General features: G+C 69.2%; 14 protein-coding genes. 6 read left to right on the forward strand and 8 right to left on the reverse strand.

Annotated elements, in window-relative coordinates:
• Nucleotides 1-33: 33 nt before the first annotated feature.
• Nucleotides 34-957: an EF-hand domain-containing protein gene (locus AC1DCG_RS18035; RefSeq protein WP_477037033.1), complete on the reverse strand. Its 924-nt coding sequence runs from the start codon at nucleotides 955-957 to the stop codon at nucleotides 34-36.
• Nucleotides 958-1,277: 320 nt separating this feature from the next.
• Nucleotides 1,278-3,347 (reverse strand): S46 family peptidase, encoded by a 2,070-nt coding sequence (locus AC1DCG_RS18040; RefSeq protein ID WP_477041593.1) that lies wholly within the window; start codon nucleotides 3,345-3,347, stop codon nucleotides 1,278-1,280.
• A gap of 237 nt (nucleotides 3,348-3,584) precedes the next feature.
• Between AC1DCG_RS18040 and AC1DCG_RS18045 the strand changes: the two genes are divergently transcribed.
• The 5 genes from AC1DCG_RS18045 (at nucleotide 3,585) to AC1DCG_RS18065 (ending at nucleotide 9,127) form a co-directional block, all read left to right on the forward strand.
• Entirely contained in the window at nucleotides 3,585-4,727 is a 1,143-nt protein-coding gene (locus AC1DCG_RS18045) for an ABC transporter permease (protein ID WP_165262119.1), read from the forward strand.
• A 38-nt stretch (nucleotides 4,728-4,765) separates the two neighbouring features.
• Entirely contained in the window at nucleotides 4,766-5,503 is a 738-nt protein-coding gene (locus AC1DCG_RS18050; protein ID WP_240903594.1) for an ABC transporter ATP-binding protein, read from the forward strand.
• Between the two features lies 1 nt (nucleotide 5,504).
• Nucleotides 5,505-6,497: an HlyD family secretion protein gene (locus tag AC1DCG_RS18055; protein WP_477031136.1), complete on the forward strand. Its 993-nt coding sequence runs from the start codon at nucleotides 5,505-5,507 to the stop codon at nucleotides 6,495-6,497.
• 124 nt (nucleotides 6,498-6,621) lie between these two features.
• On the forward strand, nucleotides 6,622-7,530 hold the full coding sequence (locus AC1DCG_RS18060; protein WP_165262113.1) for an SDR family NAD(P)-dependent oxidoreductase: 909 nt from the start codon (nucleotides 6,622-6,624) through the stop codon (nucleotides 7,528-7,530).
• A 307-nt stretch (nucleotides 7,531-7,837) separates the two neighbouring features.
• Entirely contained in the window at nucleotides 7,838-9,127 is a 1,290-nt protein-coding gene (locus tag AC1DCG_RS18065) for an outer membrane protein transport protein (protein ID WP_477031137.1), read from the forward strand.
• 894 nt (nucleotides 9,128-10,021) lie between these two features.
• On the opposite strand, the gene tgt is transcribed toward AC1DCG_RS18065, so the two are convergent.
• Together tgt and queA are read right to left on the reverse strand one after the other, a co-directional pair.
• Complete coding sequence (tgt, locus tag AC1DCG_RS18070; RefSeq protein ID WP_477031138.1) at nucleotides 10,022-11,137, reverse strand: tRNA guanosine(34) transglycosylase Tgt; 1,116 nt, start codon at nucleotides 11,135-11,137, stop codon at nucleotides 10,022-10,024.
• Nucleotides 11,138-12,232, reverse strand: coding sequence for a tRNA preQ1(34) S-adenosylmethionine ribosyltransferase-isomerase QueA (gene queA, locus AC1DCG_RS18075; RefSeq protein ID WP_477037193.1), 1,095 nt, complete (start codon nucleotides 12,230-12,232; stop codon nucleotides 11,138-11,140).
• A gap of 149 nt (nucleotides 12,233-12,381) precedes the next feature.
• Between queA and AC1DCG_RS18080 the strand changes: the two genes are divergently transcribed.
• Nucleotides 12,382-13,362 (forward strand): endonuclease/exonuclease/phosphatase family protein, encoded by a 981-nt coding sequence (locus AC1DCG_RS18080; protein WP_477031140.1) that lies wholly within the window; start codon nucleotides 12,382-12,384, stop codon nucleotides 13,360-13,362.
• Here the strand turns inward: AC1DCG_RS18080 and AC1DCG_RS18085 are convergent.
• The 4 genes from AC1DCG_RS18085 to AC1DCG_RS18100 form a co-directional block, all read right to left on the reverse strand.
• A complete protein-coding gene (locus AC1DCG_RS18085; RefSeq protein ID WP_477031141.1) occupies nucleotides 13,349-13,921 on the reverse strand; it encodes an HD domain-containing protein in 573 nt (190 codons plus the stop codon). The two genes, AC1DCG_RS18080 and AC1DCG_RS18085, sit on opposite strands and share 14 nt — an antisense overlap.
• 53 nt (nucleotides 13,922-13,974) lie before the next feature.
• Nucleotides 13,975-14,442 (reverse strand): peptidylprolyl isomerase, encoded by a 468-nt coding sequence (locus AC1DCG_RS18090; RefSeq protein ID WP_165262101.1) that lies wholly within the window; start codon nucleotides 14,440-14,442, stop codon nucleotides 13,975-13,977.
• 96 nt (nucleotides 14,443-14,538) lie between these two features.
• Nucleotides 14,539-15,420, reverse strand: a complete 882-nt coding sequence (locus tag AC1DCG_RS18095; protein WP_477031142.1) for a peptidylprolyl isomerase — start codon at nucleotides 15,418-15,420, stop codon at nucleotides 14,539-14,541.
• A gap of 15 nt (nucleotides 15,421-15,435) precedes the next feature.
• Nucleotides 15,436-16,281 (reverse strand): peptidylprolyl isomerase, encoded by an 846-nt coding sequence (locus AC1DCG_RS18100; protein WP_477031143.1) that lies wholly within the window; start codon nucleotides 16,279-16,281, stop codon nucleotides 15,436-15,438.
• Nucleotides 16,282-16,592: the final 311 nt, after the last annotated feature.

A 16,592-nucleotide genomic window follows, 5' to 3' on the forward strand; every position in this document is an offset into this window, starting at 1 on the left:
GGCTGCGAAGGCCTGGCTTCGCAGCCATTATCCTTACGCCGCGATGCTCACCGACGAGGCCGAGCTGACGCCCTCCCCGCTGGCGGCGCTGCTCGTGGCGGCGTCGGCCAGTTGCTGCAGCAGCTTCTGCATCATGTCGGACGCCAGGGACGAGCTCGACAGCGTGCTGGCGAGGGTCGAGGTCGTGTCGGCGGAATCCGAGGCCTGCTTCAGCATGTCCGCGAACTCCTGGCCCGACAGGCCGCCGTCGCCGTCCGTGTCCGCCGCCGAGATCAGGTCGGAGGCGGCGCTGGCCGCATCGGTGCCGTCGGTATTGGCCGCGGCCAGTTCGGCGGCCGAGACCGTGCCGTCCTGGTTGGTGTCGAGGCTGTCGAACACCTGGCTGACGCCGCCGCCTCCGCCGGCGCTGCCAGAGCCGCCGCCTTCACCACCGCCCGACGGCGGAGGTCCGGGCGGCGGACCGCCGGGGCCGCCCGAAGCCTGGGCCAGGGCCGCGAACTCGCCGCCGGTCAGCACCCCGTCGCCATCGCTGTCGCCGTCCGAGATCAGGCTGCTGACCGCCGAGGAGACGTCTTCCGACTCGCCCAGCGCGTTGGTCAGGGCCGTGGTCAGTTCGTCGGTCGAAAGCGCGCCGTCGGCGTCGGTGTCGAGGCTCTCGAAGATCCCCTGCCCGCCGCCCATGCCCTGGGGGGCGCCCATGCCCTGCATGCCGCCTTCCTGCATCGAAAGCAGCGAGCCCAGGGTTTCAGAGCTGAAATTCTCGCCGCTCGAGCCCTGCGAGCTCATCGGCGGCGGTGGGGGCGGCGGCGGCTCGCCGCTGCCGACCTGCATTTGTTGCCCAGCGGACGCGCCGCTGGATGACGAGGCGGCGCTGGCCGCCGACGTCGTCTGGGAGCCGCGCATCGACTGCAGCAATTGCTGCATGATCGAGGTGCTGCTCAGGCTGGAAACGCTCAAGGCGATGTCTCCTGGAACCGGTGATGCGCATCAAGGCGCGGGCGTTACGCGCGCCCTTGCCCTGGGCGCACGCCGGTTCGAGCGAAAAACATTCCACATTTCGGGGTGTTACGGCACTGAAATGCGCGCTTCTCCAGTCCTTCTCCCCTTGCGGGAGAAGGTGGCGGCCGCAGGCCGACGGATGAGGGGTCGCGCTAACGAAAAACGCCGCGACAGCGGATCGGCTGTCGCGGCGTCTTGCTTTTGAGAGACCCCTCATCCGATCCCCGCTTTCGCGGGGACCACCCTCTCCCTCAAGGGGAGAGGGACGAGGGAAAGGATCACTTCCCGGCCAGTTCCTTCACCAGCGCGTCGCGGCCATAGACCTTGGTCAGCGCCTCGGTGATGGCGGCCGTCGAGACCACGACGGTGCGGTTGATCGAGCCGTCATAGCCGAAGGCGCCGCCCAGCGAGTGGATGTTGCCGTCGAAGGCCGCGCCGATCACCCGACCCTTGGCGTCGATCACCGGCGAGCCGGAGTTGCCGCCGATGATGTCGTTGGTGGTGACGTAGTCATAGACCGTCTTGAGGTTCAGCTTGTCCTTGGCGGCGATCCAGCGCGGCGCGGCCTCGAAGGGCTCGGCGCCGGTGACGCGGTCGTAGAAGCCGGCGAAGTCGGTGAACGGGGTGATCGTGCGGCCGCGATGGGTCCAGCCGGCGACCTTGCCGTACGACAGGCGCAAGGAGAAGGTGGCGTCCGGATAGACGCTGTCGCCCAGCACCGCGAAGCGGGCCTTGGCGATGCGCTCGGCCGCGGCGTCGGTGGGGGCGGTGACGCTGGCCTCGTAGGCCTTGCGCAGCTCACGGCCCTGGCCCTCGGTCTTCAGCACGAACTGGATCATCGGATCGTCCGAGGCCTGGATGGCGGCCAGCCCCCCGTCCCACAGCGCCTTGCGCACGGCCGGGTCGGCCAGCTTGCTGCCGGCGACCAGACGGGCCGACAGACCCTCGGGGCTTTCCTTGCCCAGCAGCAGCTTCACGGCCGGGGCGTCGGCGGTCAGGTACTCGCGGGTCTTCAGCAGCCAGTGCTCGAGATAGAGGCGCTCCAGCGGCGCATCGACCGGACGCACGTCCAGCAGGCGCTTTTCCAGCAGCGGCAGGCGGGTGTCGGCGTACTCCGGCAGGCGCTCGGCCGCCGGCTTGGCGCGTTCCTGGGCCCCGCGCACCAGGGTGCGGGCGTAGCCGTAGAGGTCTGACCCGCCGCCAGCGGCGCTTTCCAGCTGGCGCATCGGCACGAACTGGTCGGCCACGGCCAGCTGGGCCTTGTCGATCTCGKCCCACGGGTCGCCGATCTCGGCCGACAGCTTCGGATCGGCCGCCACCTTGGTCTTCAGGTCGGTCTCGGCGGYGCGCTTGGCGTCCATGAATTTCTTGTCGTTCAGCACGAACTGCTGGCCGAAGAACACCTTGTAGCTGTTCTCGACGCCGGCCAGCGGCTGGTTGGCGATGCGCTTGTTCTCTTCGGACTGCTCGCCGAACTGGATCAGGCGGCCACGCATCTCCGAGCGCTGCAGCTGGCCGATCGGGATGACCAGGTCGCGGTTGGTCTCCAGCTGCGAGACGGTCAGCTGGCGCTGGGTGGTGCCCGGGTTGCCGGCCACGAAGGTCGGCTCGCCCTCGACCGGCGCGGTCGCGCGCCAGGTCAGGTGGTTCGGGGTCACGGCCGGCTTGCCGTCCTCGTACAGGCGCAGGAAGGCGCTATCGAGGTTGAAGCGCGGGAAGTTGAAGTTGTCCGGGTCGCCGCCGAAGAAGGCCGTGGCGTACTCCGGCGCGAACACCAGGCGCACGTCGGCGTAGCGGCGGTACTTGTAAACCTTGTACTGGCCGCCGCGGTAGAAGCTGATGGTCTGGCAGCGCAGGGTCTTGTCCTGGCCGCAGGCGGCCAGTTCGGCGGTGGCGAAGGACGCGTCGCGCGCCTTGACGAAGTCCTGGCCGGTCTTGCCCGCGCCGGCGGCCTTGACCTGGTCGGTGACGTCGGTGATCGACAATAGCACCTCGGCCTGCATGCCCGCGCACTTCAGTTCCTCTTCGCGCGCACCAGTCAGGAAGCCGTCCTTGACGTAGTCCTTGCCTTCGCTCGACAGCGCCTGGGTGCAGTCGGCCACGCAGTGGTTGTTGGTCAGCACAAGGCCCTGCTTGGAGACCACCGAGGCCGAGCAGCCCGTCGTCAGGCGCACGGCTGAGGCGCGCACGGTGTCGAGCCACTTCTGATCGATGTCGACGCCGTAGGTCTGCTTGACCTTGGCCGAGGGGAAGTTGTCGAAGGTCCACATGCCCTCGTCGGCCTGGGCCGCGCCGGCGGCGGCGAACGAGAGAACCAGGGCCGAGGCGGCCAGCGTCAAAGTCTTCATGAGTCGTCCTTGCACGGCGCAACGCCGTCGTGGCGTACAATGTAACAGCCATAACCAAGCCAGGCCGGCAGAGCCACCCCTGTTTCGCCACGGCCGTTTCGCCGGTCGGGCTCTCGACGCAACAAACATGCGCCGCGATCACATTCCGTCGAAGAGTTCCGTCTTACCCCGATTTAACTTGGCCTAAGCGGGTCTGCGCTGCTCTTGTGCAACCGTTGATTGGGGGAGCGTGTCGGCATGTCGCTGGCGTTGGCCACACTGTTGTACGAATGGCGGCGATACCTGGCGGCGATCATCGCGCTGGCCTTCTCGGGCCTGCTGGTGCTCGCCCAGGTCGGCATGTTCACCGGCATCGGCAAGGCCTTCACCGCCACCATCGACCGCTCGCCGGCCGACATCATGGTGCTGGGCCCCAAGGCCGAAAGCCTGATGAACGGCGGCAACGGCCTGCCGCGCCGGGTCATGGCCCAGATGTACATGCACCCCGAGGTGGTCGAGGTCGCCGATCTCGACGGCGGCGGCGGCCTTTGGACCAACGATCCGCCCCCCGGCAAGAAGCGCGTGCGCGAGTGGATCCAGACCTCGGCGGTCGACACCCGCAGCGACGCCGTGACCTGGCCGCGCGACTACAACGAGAACATCCGCGTGGCGCTGCTGGAGCCTTACTCGGTCGCGATCGACCGCACGGGCATGGCCAAGCTGGGCATCCAGAAGCTGGGCGACCGCGCCGCCATCAACGGCAAGACGGTCTATGTCCGCTACATCCTCGACGGCTATCCGAACATGATGCAGCCGACCATCGTGGTCTCGCGCGACACCCTGCGCCTGCTGGGCCAGGCCTCGACCGGCAGCCGCGTCGGCCCGCTGATGGTGCGCATCCGCGATCCGGCCCGCGCCGAGATCGTCCGCGACCAGCTGAACGCCACCTCCGACAAGGCCTACCGCGCCTGGACCCGGGCCGAGCTGTCGGAAGCCAACGACGGCGCGATGATGAAGGAGAGCTTCATCGGCATCATGCTGGGCTTCTCGGTGTTCCTGGGCCTGCTGATCGGCGTGGGCATCACCTCCCAGACCCTGCGCGGCGCGATCCTGGCCAACATCAAGGAGTTCGCCTCCCTGCGGGCGCTTGGCGTGTCGATGGGCTCGCTGCGGATGATCGTCATCGAGCTGGGCTTCTGGACCGGCGTCGCGGGCCTGGCGGCCACCGCCGTGCTGGTCGGCGCCGTCGCGCAGCTGGCCAAGATGGGCGGCCTGCCGATGAGCTTCCCGATCCCCATGGTGATCGCCTCGGCCGGGTTCCTGATGCTGATCGCCATCGTCTCGGGCCTGCTGGCCCTGGGCATCCTCAAGAAGAGCCAACCGGCGGATCTGCTGCGATGAGCCAATCCCCCTCCCCCCTCGTCCCGGGCCAATCTTCCATGGGCAAGACGGCGATCGTCGCCAAGGGCCTGCAGAAGCGCTTCAAGACCGGCCGCACCTATATCGAGGTGCTCAAATCGGTCGACTTCGACGCCCTGCACGGCGACGTGACCATGGTCATGGGCCCGTCGGGTTCGGGCAAGTCGACCCTGGTGGCCTGCCTGTCGGGCCTGCTGCGACCCGACGAGGGCCGGGTCAAGGCCATGGGCCAGGAGATCTGGTCGCTGCCGTCCGGCCGGATCGACAAGTTCCGCCTCGACAACTGCGGCTTCATCTTCCAGGGCTTCAACCTGTTCCCCGCCCTCACCGCCCTGCAGCAGGTCACCACCGTGCTGAAGTACCAGGGCTACGACGTGGCCGAGGCCAGGCGCATGGCCATGGTCGCGCTCGACGAGGTGGGCCTGGGCCACCGGGTCAACCAGCGCCCGTCCGAGCTGTCGGGCGGCGAGAAGCAGCGCGTGGCCATCGCCCGCGCCCTGGCCAAGCAGCCCCGGCTGCTGTTCGCCGACGAGCCGACCTCGGCCCTCGACGGCGAGAACGGCCAGATCGTCACCCGCCTGCTGCAGCGGGCGGCCAAGGAGCATGGGGCGGCCGTGATCTGCGTGACCCACGACCACCGCATGGAATCCTTCGCCGACCGCGTCATCCACATCGAGGACGGCCGCATCCTCGACGACCGCCGCGTCACGTCGCAGCCCGCGCCCGCCGCGGCCGACCGCCCTCTCATCGGAGCCTGAGATGCCCGCCCTGTTCCGTCGCCGCCGCTTCTGGCTGATCTCTGTCGGCGCCCTCGCCATCCTGGGCGGAGGCGTCTGGTACAGCGGCCAGGCCAAGGCCAAGAAGGTCGAGGCCGCCAAGGTCGCCGCCGCCACGCCCGCCACCCCGTACGGCGCCGTCGCCGACGGCAAGGCCGACGTCGAGGGCGGGGTGATCTCGGTCGCCGCCCGCCGCCAGGGCATCGTCAGCGAGGTCTACGTCCAGGAAGGCGACATGGTCCACAAGGGCCAGCCGCTGGCCAAGCAGGAGGACGACGACGTCCGTCTGGCCGCCGAGACCGCCGCGGCCAACCTCGCCCAGGCCCGCGCCCAGATCCGGGTGCTGGAGGTCCGCAGGACCACGGCCCAGCGCGAGTTCACCCGCCTGCAGGGCCTGACCGCCTCGAACTTCGTGGCCGGGCAGCGCCTCGACCAGGCCCGCGACGCCATCGCCGGCGCCGACGCCGAGCTCGAGGCCCAGCGCGCCATGGTGGCCACCTTCGCCGCCCAACTGAACCAGGCCCGCTACAACCAGGAACTGACGATCATCCGCGCCCCGGCCGACGGCCGCATCGCCCGCCGCTACGCCAATCCGGGCTCGGGCGCCTCGACCCTGAACGTCACCTCGATGTTCGACCTCGAGCCGTCCACGGCCCGCATCGTCCGCGCCGAGATCAGCGAGTCGGCCATTCCGTTCGTCGCCATCGGCCAGTCGGTCGAGATCATCCCCGAAGCCGACCAGAAGAAGACCTACACCGGCAAGGTCCTGCGCCGCGCCGCCGTGTTCGGGGCCCGCAAGCTGCAGTCGGACGATCCTTCCGAGCGCACCGACGCCCGCGTGGTCGAGGTGGTGGTCAGCGCCGACGACACGCCCTTCCTGATCGGCCAGCGCGTGCTGGTGAAGTTCATGAAGCCTGGCCAGGTCGCCGGCGCCAAGCGCACCGGCCCGCAGGCCGCCGATCCGCCCAAGACCTGATCGCGGCCGAGGGGAGGCCCCGCCTCCCCTTCCCGCCCCACACCCTTTCCCGCCCTTGACGCTCCCTCCTCCCGGTCGCACAAACGCGTCAAACCAAACGCGCGTTTGAGGGAGATCTACGGGCATGGCGGACGACATTCGCTTCGACGGTCAGGTGGCCATCGTCACGGGCGCGGGCGGGGGCCTCGGCCGCCAGCACGCCCTGGAACTGGCCCGTCGCGGCGCCAAGGTGGTGGTCAACGACCTGGGCGGCAGCGTCGACGGCTCGGGCGGCTCGTCCGACGCGGCCAAGGCCGTGGTGGCCGAAATCGAGGCCTTCGGCGGCCAGGCGATCGCCCACGGCGCCTCGGTGACCGACGACGCCGGCGTCGCCGACTTGGTCAAGACCACCATCGACACCTGGGGCCGCATCGACATCCTCGTCGCCAACGCCGGCATCCTGCGCGACAAGACCCTGAGCAAGATGGAGCTGGCCGACTTCGAGGCGGTCATGCAGGTGCACGTCTTCGGCACCTTCAAGCCGATCAAGGCCGTCTGGGACATCATGAAGGCCCAGAACTACGGCCGCATCGTCGTCACCACCTCGTCGTCGGGCATGTACGGCAACTTCGGCCAGTCCAACTACGGCGCGGCCAAGATGGCGGTGCTGGGCCTGATGAACACGCTGAAGCTCGAAGGCGCCAAGAACAACGTCAAGATCAACGCCATCAGCCCGGTCGCGGCCACCCGCATGACCGAGGGCCTGATGCCGCCCGAGATCCTGGCCAAGCTGAACCCCGAATACGTCACCCCCGGCGTCGTCTACCTGGTGTCGGAAGACGCCCCCACCGGCGCGATCCTGACCGCCGGGGCCGGCGTCTTCGCCCTGGCCCGGATCTTTGAGACCGAAGGCGTCTATCTGGGCGAAGGCGGCCTGTCGGCCGAAGAGGTTCGCGACAGCTGGGAGGCCATCACCGCCGAGCCCGGCCAGCAGGCCTATTTCAACGGCGGCGAGCAGGGCCAGAAGTTCTTCCGCAAGTTGGCCGGCGGCTGATCCAAAGGTCGCGGGCGCTGGAACATCCGCGCCCGCGATCGCCACAATTGACGTAAATTACAAAAATCTGCACCTGCGAGAATTGAGGCGAATACAAGTCTTTACCTAAGGGAAGCCTCACGTTTTGACATAACGCCGAATGAATAGAGGCCGAAAAGGCACGATTTCTTTGACGCCGAGAACAAAATTCACCGTTACGCGAATAAATAGCAACGGTTTTTGAAAAAGTACGTTAGAGCCGGCGGCAACCTCCAGCATCGCAAGGTGTTGGATGGACCTAACCTCCCCAAGAAGGTCTGTCAGTCACATGGCTCTCTCGCGTAAAGTCCTCGCCGCCGGTGCGGCGCTCGCCGCCCTCGCCGCCGCTTCGCAAGCCTCCGCCTCGGGCTTCTATCTGCAGGAACAATCGGCCCGCGGCGCCGGCCGCGCCTATTCGGGCGAAGTCGCCGACAGCGGCGCCGCCAGCCTGTGGTGGAACCCCGCCGCCATCGCCGGCGTCGAGCACGCCGAAGTCTACGGCGGCCTGCACGCCGTGCTGGTGAACTCCAAGGTCGCCAACAAGGGCTCCACCATCACCCGTCCGGTTCCGATCACCACCCCGGTGGGCGGCACGGGCACGGCCACCGACGTCATCAATGACGGCGTGGTGCCCAACTTCGCCGGCGCCTGGCGCCTGAACGACAAGATCGTCGTCGGCCTGTCGATGGCCGCGCCGTACAACTTCACCACCGAGTACGAAGCCAACAGCTGGGCTCGCTACGACGCCATCAAGTCGCGCCTGACCACGGCCGACCTGCAGGCCACCCTGGCCTACCGCGTCACCGACAAGCTCGACCTGGGCGTGGGCATCAGCGGCGTCTACGCCGACGCCGAACTGTCGAACGCTCTGCCGAACGCCTCGCCGCTGCAGGCTGACGGACGCCAGGAACTGACCGGCGACGGCTGGGGCTACGGCTGGACCGTGGGCGCCCAGTTCCACGCCACCCCGGCCCTGACCTTCGGCGCCAGCTACCGTTCGAAGACCGAGCACACCCTGAAGGGCGACGTGGCGGTCTCGGGCATCCTGGCCCCGCTGCCGACCACGGCCAACCGAACGGTCGCCGGTGAAGCCACCATCACCACCCCGTGGATGGCCAGCCTCGGCGCCCGCTGGGCCGTGACCCCGAAGACCACCCTGAACGCCCAGGTCAGCCGCGTCGGCTGGAGCGAATTCGACGCGATCCGCGTCACCTTCGCCGGCGGCGGCTCGGTCAGCGAGCAGGACTACAAGGACATCACCACGGTGGCCCTTGGCGTCGATCACCAGCTGACCCCGCGCCTGACCCTGCGCGGCGGCGTCCAGAAGGACCCGACCCCGACCCCGGACGAAGGCCGCACCGCCCGCGTTCCGGACGGCGACCGCATGCTCTACGCCGTCGGCGCCACCTGGGCCGCCAAGCCGAACCTGAACCTCGACATCGCCGCGACCTACATCTCGTTCGACGATTCCGAGATCCACCGCACCGACGCCACGGCCACCGGCTCGTCGGTGACCCTGAACGGCCTGGCCACCGGCCACGCCACGGTCCTGTCGACCGGCGTCCGCTGGACGTTCTGAGCCTTCTAGGTTCCTGAAGACGGAAAGGCCGCCTGGATCGCTCCAGGCGGCCTTTTTGTTTTGAACCTCCCCCCGTGGGGGAGGCGGCCGAAGGCCGGTGGGGGGACGTTCTCAGCTTCCGAGGCGCCGGCCGATCTCCCAACTCCCCCAACCGATCGCTGCGCGATCGCCTCCCCCACGGGGGGAGGTTCCTGGTTATGGGGATAGAGCAGCGTGGGTCCCCGGCGTTCAGCGAAAAGTCCTGAACCAATCCAACCACTTGCAACTTTCTCACGCGCCTGGATCAGACGCGCTCAGAACGCCCGCATAATCACAGCTGTCCCGTCGCGGGGAGAGGGCGCAAGGATCCGGCCCGAAGCGGCGACGTGGATGCGATCGAGCGGGGCCGCCGGAGCTGCGTGAGCAGGGCCGGGCCAGGCTTAAATGAGGATGGGGGACGTAAACCCATCCATCGGGAGCCTGCCTGACTAGGCTCCCGCCCGTCCAAGGGTCCGCGCCGCCATGCACGCCTGGCCGCCAAGAAACGGGGCGCACTGCATGGGGAAGGGGTAAAAGGCGGAAGAGGCCTGCGCGCCCCGGCCTGAGGACAAACGATCGCGCGGGGCGTTCCAGCTTCGTCGAAACGGTACCTAGAACTCACACATCCGGGCGAGGCCCGGACGCCCCGCGCCCTCTCCATCACCATCGCAGCGAAAGCGCGAGGCCGCAAAGCCGCGCCCGCCTACAAGGAACCTCCCCCTGTGGGGGAGGCGGCCGAAGGCCGGTGGGGGGCCGTTTTCAGCTTCCGAAGCGTCGGTCGATCACCCGCCAACTCCCCCCACCGATCGCTGACGCGATCGCCTCCCCCACAGGGGGAGGTTCCTGGAAAGCGACGACCGCCTTCGCCCGTAGGCCTCAGCCCCCCTTCTGCCGGGCCGCGAACTCCCGGCGGAACTGTTCGAACCGCCCCTGCGCGATCGCATCCCGCATCGCCGCCGTCAGGGCCTGGAAGAAGGCGATGTTGTGCCACGACAGCAGCACCTGCCCCAGGATCTCCTCGGCCTTGAACAGGTGGCGCAGATAGGCCTTGGAATAGTCGCGGCTGGCCGGGCAGTCGCTGGTGGGATCCAGAGGGCTCTCGTCCTCGGCGAAGCGGGCGTTCTTGATGTTGATCGCCCCGTCCCAGGTCCAGGCCTGGCCGTGGCGGCCCGAGCGGGTCGGCAACACGCAGTCGAACATGTCGACGCCGCGATAGACGGCTTCGACCAGGTCGATCGGCTTGCCCACGCCCATCAGGTAGCGCGGCCGGTCGGCGGGCAGGAGGCCCGGCGCGTAGTCCAGCACCTCGCACATCGCCTCGTGCCCCTCGCCCACGGCCAGGCCGCCGATGGCGTAGCCGTCGAAGCCGATCTCCTGCAGGCGCTCGGACGACTCGCGGCGCAGGTTCTCGAAGGTCGAGCCCTGCTGGATGCCGAACAGCGCCTGCGTATCGCGCGTGCCGAACGCGGTCTTGGAGCGCAGGCCCCAGCGCGCCGACAGCTCCATGCCCTCGCGCGCCCTCTTCTCCTCCGCCGGCCAGGCCACGCATTCGTCCAGCTGCATGACGATGTCGCTGCCCAGCAGGTCGGCCTGGATCTCCATCGACCGCTCGGGGGAAAGCACGTGCTTGGTCCCGTCAATGTGGCTGGCGAAGGTGACGGCCTCTTCGGTGACCTTGCTGATCCCCGACAGGCTCATCACCTGGAAGCCGCCGCTGTCGGTCAGGATCGGCTTGTCCCAGCGCATGAACTTGTGCAGACCGCCCAGGCGCTTCACCCGCTCGGCCGTCGGCCGCAGCATCAGGTGATAGGTGTTGCCCAGGATGATGTCGGCGCCCGTGTCCTTGACCTGGTCGACCGTCAGGGCCTTCACCGTCGCAGCCGTGCCCACCGGCATGAAGGCCGGCGTGCGGATGTCGCCGCGCGGGGTCTTGAGCACGCCCGTGCGGGCCTTGCCGTCAGTGGCTTTGATCTCGAAGGGGAAAGCGGCCATCTAGACGGTCTCGGTTTCGGCGCGGAACAGCAGCGAGCCGTCGCCATAGGAATAGAAGCGGTAGCCCGTCGATATGGCGTGCTCGTAGGCCGCGCGCATCGTCTTGCGGCCGGCGAAGGCGCTGACCAGCATGAACAGGGTCGACTTGGGCAGGTGGAAGTTGGTCATCAGCACGTCGACCGCCCGGAAGCGGTAGCCCGGCGTGATGAAGATCGCCGTCTCGTCGGCGAACGGCCGCACCACGCCGTCCTCGCCCGTGGCGCTCTCGATCAGGCGCAGGGACGTGGTGCCCACGCAGACGATGCGGCCGCCGGCCGCGTGCACGGCGTTGAGGGCGTCGGCGGTCTGGGCGGTGACCTCGCCGAACTCGGCGTGCATCTTGTGCTCGGAGACCTCGTCGGTCTTCACCGGCAGGAAGGTGCCCGCGCCGACGTGCAGGGTCACGAAGTGCAGGGAAACGCCCTTGGCCTTCAGCGCCTCCAGCAGCTGCGGGGTGAAGTGCAGGCCGGCAGTCGGCGCGGCCACCGAGCCGTCCTCGCGGGCGTAGACGGTCTGGTAGTCGGCGCGGTCGCGGTCGTCCTCGGCCCGCTTGGCGGCGATATAGGGCGGCAGCGGCATCATGCCGTGCCGGGCGATGCCGACGTCGAGCTCGGGCCCGGACAGGTCGAAGGCCAGAACGACCTCGCCGCCCTCGTGCTTCTCGACGACGGTGGCGTCCAGGCGCTCGCCGGAGCCCTCGGCGGCGAAGGCCACGCGGTCGCCGGCCTTCAGCCGCTTGCCCGGTCGCATGAAGGCGCTCCAGCGGTCGGGCGCAATCCGGCGGTGCAGGGTCGCCTCGACGGCCACGGGCGTGCCGTCGGCGCCGCCGGTCGTGCGGCCCTCGCGCAGGCCCGACAGGCGCGCGGGGATCACCCGGGTGTCGTTGAACACCAAGGCGTCGCCGGGACGCAGGAAATCAGGCAGGTCGCGGACGATGCGGTCCTCAAGGCCCTGCCCCGGGCGCACGACGAGGAAGCGCGCGCTGTCGCGCGGCTCGGCCGGGCGCAGGGCGATGCTGTCGTCGGGAAGATGGAAGTCGAAGTCGGAAAGGCGCATGGGCCGGCTTCAAGGCCACGAAGGGGGCGCAAGGTCAAGGCGCGGCGCGGCCGCATGGGCGCCGCGCGGCTGCGCAATCGCCCTTCCCGCGGCCTTCGAACCTACGCCGGCTTACACGACCGTCGCCTGGCCGTGCTAAGGGGCGAGCCATGCAGCTGATCTTGCACCTCGCCCGACTGTTCTTCCGCGGCACGGCCCTGGCGCTGGTCCTGCTGGCCCTGGTCCTGGGCCTGGCGGGCCTCGGCGGCGCCTTCAGCGACCGGCTGGACGTGGCCAACCATTTCGCACCGGTCTGGCTGGTCCTGGGCCTGGCCGGCGCGCTTCTGGGGGCGATCGTCTCGCGCCGCGGCGAGCGCTGGGCGATCGTGGCCATGGGCGCTCTGGCGATCCTGGCCCACGGCGGCCTGATGGCCTCGGAGCTGATCGCGGCCCAGACCCGCAAGCTCGATCCGGGTCCCGCGACGCTGAAGGTCATGCAGTTCAACGTCTGGGCCTCGAACGACGACCCCAGCCAGGCGCTGGAATGGGTTCTGGCCGAGGACCCCGACATCCTGTTCGTCGAGGAAGGCGGTGGCGAGGCCTGGCCGCTGATCAGCCACCTGCGCCGGCTCTATCCCTTCGTCGTCTCCTGCGTCGGCACGAACCGTCCGTGCGACAGCTGGATCTTCAGCAAGAAGCGCATGGTCGCTCGGGGCGGGATCTATGACCGCGAGCGGCCGCTGTCGGTCGCTTGGGCCACGCTGGCCGATCCGAAGGGGCCCTTCACGGTGGTCGCCACGCACTATGTCTGGCCGATCCCGGCCGGCGCCCAGCAGGCCCAGAGCCGCCGCCTGGCCGAGATGCTGGAGGGCTTCGACAAGAAGGCGATGATCGTCGCCGGCGACTTCAACTCCACGCCCTGGTCGTGGAGCCTGCGCCGGCAGGACAAGCGCTTCGGGCTGGAGCGCCGCACCCTGGCCCTGCCCTCCTGGCCGTCGGGCTCGTTCATCCGGCTGGTCAAGGCCCCCTTCCCGCTGATGCCGATCGACCACGTCTATGCGGGCCGGCAGTGGAAGACCGTCTCGGTGCGGCGCGGCCCGCACCTGGGCTCGGATCACCGGCCGGTGGTGATCACGCTCAAGCGGTCCTGAGGCTGTCGATCTCGGCGGCCAGGTTGCGGCGCGCCGGAGCGTCCAGCGCCTGGGCGAAGGCCGGATCGGGAAACAGCGTCGGCGCGGCCAGGAAGGCCTCCAGCACCCGCGCCCGGCCGGCGCGATAGACCTCGTCCGGCACGGCCGCGTACTCCTCGCGGATGGCCCGGGCATAGGCGGCGTAGGCGGCCGGCTCGGCGCCCAGGATCGACAGGTCGATCGAGACCATCAGCGCCCCCAGCCGGTCCCCGGCCTCGACCGTGTGGCCCTTGGTCAGCAAGATCAGGCGCTCGACCTCGGCGATGTCGGCCTCGGGCGCATCGGCCGCGGCCAGGGCCTGCCGGGCCAGGTCGGCGCTGCGGGCCTCGTTGTCGGGACGAAGCGGGTCGTAGACCGCGTCGTGCCACCAGATCGCCTGGACCAGCAGGCCGCGCTCGCGATCGTCCAGGCCCGGCGTCGCCGCCAGCCTGGCCAGGCAGTCCTCGATGTGGACCAGCGTGTGATAGCGCCGGTGCGGCTCCAGATAGGCCTGGCGCGGCGGCTCGGGACGAGCGGTCATGCGGTCTCCAAAGAAAAGGGCCCCTCCGTTTCCGGAGGGGCCCTTTCCTGGACTTAGGCGTCGGCGGCGATCTTGGCGCTGACGATCTTGCCCGGCGCGCGCGGCGGCTCGCCCTTGGGCAGGCTGTCGACGTGGTCCATGCCGTCGGTGACCACGCCCCAGACGGTGTACTGCTTGTCGAGGAAGGTGGCGTCGTCGAAGCAGATGAAGAACTGGCTGTTGGCCGAGTTCGGATCGGGCGTGCGGGCCATCGAGCAGACGCCGCGGACGTGCGGCTCGGCCGAGAACTCGGCCTTCAGGTCGGGCTTGGACGAACCGCCGCGGCCGGTGCCGGTCGGGTCGCCGCCCTGGGCCATGAAACCCGGGATCACGCGGTGGAACACCACGCCGTCATAGAAGCCCTCGCGGACCAGTTCCTTGATCCGCTCGACGTGGCCCGGAGCCAGGTCGGGACGCAGCTTGATGGTGACCGGACCGGTCTCGAGCGTCAGGATCAGGGTGTTTTCGAGGTCAGCCGACATGGTCGTCCCTTCGGTACGGGGTTTGGCGAGCCGAGCCCGCCGGGAGAATTGAGTCTGGCGCTCTTTAGCCCGCCGCAAAGCGGCTGTGAACCGCCGTCACTGAACGCTGACGGGGACTTCCAGGTCGCAGACCGAAAAATCCGCGCCCTTGGCCCGCCGCACGGCGGCGATCTGGTTGCGGAACCACGGGCTGGCGGGATCGATCACCCGCACCTTGGGCCGCTCGGCCTGCGGGATGTCCGACAGCAGGCGGACCTTGGTCATCTCGTCCTGCGGGTCGGGCACCGGCTCGCCGGTCTTGATGGCCCGCACCACCTCCAGGCCAAAGATCACCCGGCCAAAGGCGGTGTAGCGCTTGTCCAGCGACGGGTACGGCTGGCGCATCAGGAAGAACTGGCTGTTGGCGCTGTCGGGCGCGTCGTCGCGGGCCATGCCCAGCACGCCGGGGCAATAGGTTCCCCAGGCGGCGACCTTCTTGTCGCTGGTCATGCTGCTCCAGCTCAGGGCCTGGCTGACCACGGGCAGCGACTTCAGGAGGCCCACTTCCGTGCCGGCCGGCGAGGCGGCGACCGCGAGCGGCAGGGCCTGGTCGCGGCGGAAGGTGAACTCGGCCTTCAGGTTGGGCTTGTCGCTGGCGCCCTGGCCGGTGTCTTCCGGGTCGCCGGTCTGGGCCATGAAGCGGTCGATGACCCGGAAGAAGGTGCGCCGGTCGTAGACGCCTTCGCGGGTCAGCTCCTGCAGGCGCGCCACATGGGCGGGCGCGACCTCCGGAACCAGCTCGACCAGGATCCGGCCCTTGGTGCTGTCGATGACCATCACCGTCTCGGGCGCCGGCGTGCGCCAGTCGGTCTCGCGCGGGCCGGCGGGCGCGGCCACGGCGGCGGCCTTGGCCCGCTTGCCCTTGGGGGCGGCCTGCGCCGCCGGAACGACCGCCGCGGCGGCCAGGAGAGCGACGGCGGAGACGATCGGCAGGCGCATTCAGTCGACCTCGGCTTACTTGCTGACCTTCGCGGGTACTTCCACGTCGCAGATGTTGTAGCCGGCGCCAAGCTCGGCCTGCTTCTTCTTGACCAGTTCGACGAAGGCGGGACTGCGGGTGTCCATCACCTGCACGGTCGGGCGCTTGTCGGCCGGGATGTCGGCCAGGACCTTGACGCTCAGCATCTTGTCCTGCGGATCGGGAACCGGCTCGCCGGCCTTGATGGCGCGCACCACCTCCAGGCCCGACAGCACGCGGCCAAAGCCGGTGTAGACCTTCTCCAGAGACGGGTAGTGCTGGCGCATGAAGAAGAACTGGCTGTTGGCGCTGTTGGGATCGCCGGCGCGGGCCATGCCCAGCACGCCGGGGCAGAAGTTGGCCCAGGTCTGCACCTTGCCGTCGGCGGTCATCGCCGCCAGCATCGAGGACTGGCTGGTCACGGCCAGCGGGCCGACGAAGCCGGTCTCCAGCGAGCCGATCTTGCCGGTCGGCGTGAACGAGCCGCCCGAACCGGGGCGGCGGAAGGTGAACTCGGCCGTCAGGTCGGGCTTGTCCGAGCCGCCGGTGCCGTCGTTCTTCGGATCGCCCGTCTGGGCCATGAAGCTGTCGATGACGCGGAAGAAGGTCAGGCCGTCGTAGAAGCCGGCGCGGGCCAGCTCGCGCACGCGCTCGACGTGGCCGGGCGCGGCCTCGGGCACCAGCTCGGCGACGATGCGGCCCTTGTTGGTCTCGACGACCAGGACGTTCTCGGGGTCGGGCGTGCGCCATTCGCCGCCCTGGGCGGCGACTTGAGCGGAGGCGGCCGAGGCCGAAACGAGCGCCAGGGCGGCGACGCCGAGAGCGCGGAACGCAGACTTCATGGATTTCCCCGAACAGATCTCGTCGCCCCGCGTAGAACGGGCGGAGCGGAACCACAAGCGTCGTCGATGATTTCGACGACTTGTGGGCGATCGCGACAGCGAACCTTTCCGGGTTGCGGGTGTTGCGGCGCCGGCGCTGTCCCCCTCCGGCCCTCCGGGCCACCTCCCCCAACAGGGGGAGGATCTTGATCGGCGAACCTCCCCCTGTGGGGGAGGCGGCCGAAGGCCGGTGGGGGGCCGGTTTCAGCTTTCGAGGCGGCGGCCGGTTTCGCAGTCACTCCCCCCACCGATCGCTGCGCGATCGCCTCCCC

It is taken from the genome of Caulobacter sp. 10L414 (assembly GCF_056395525.1).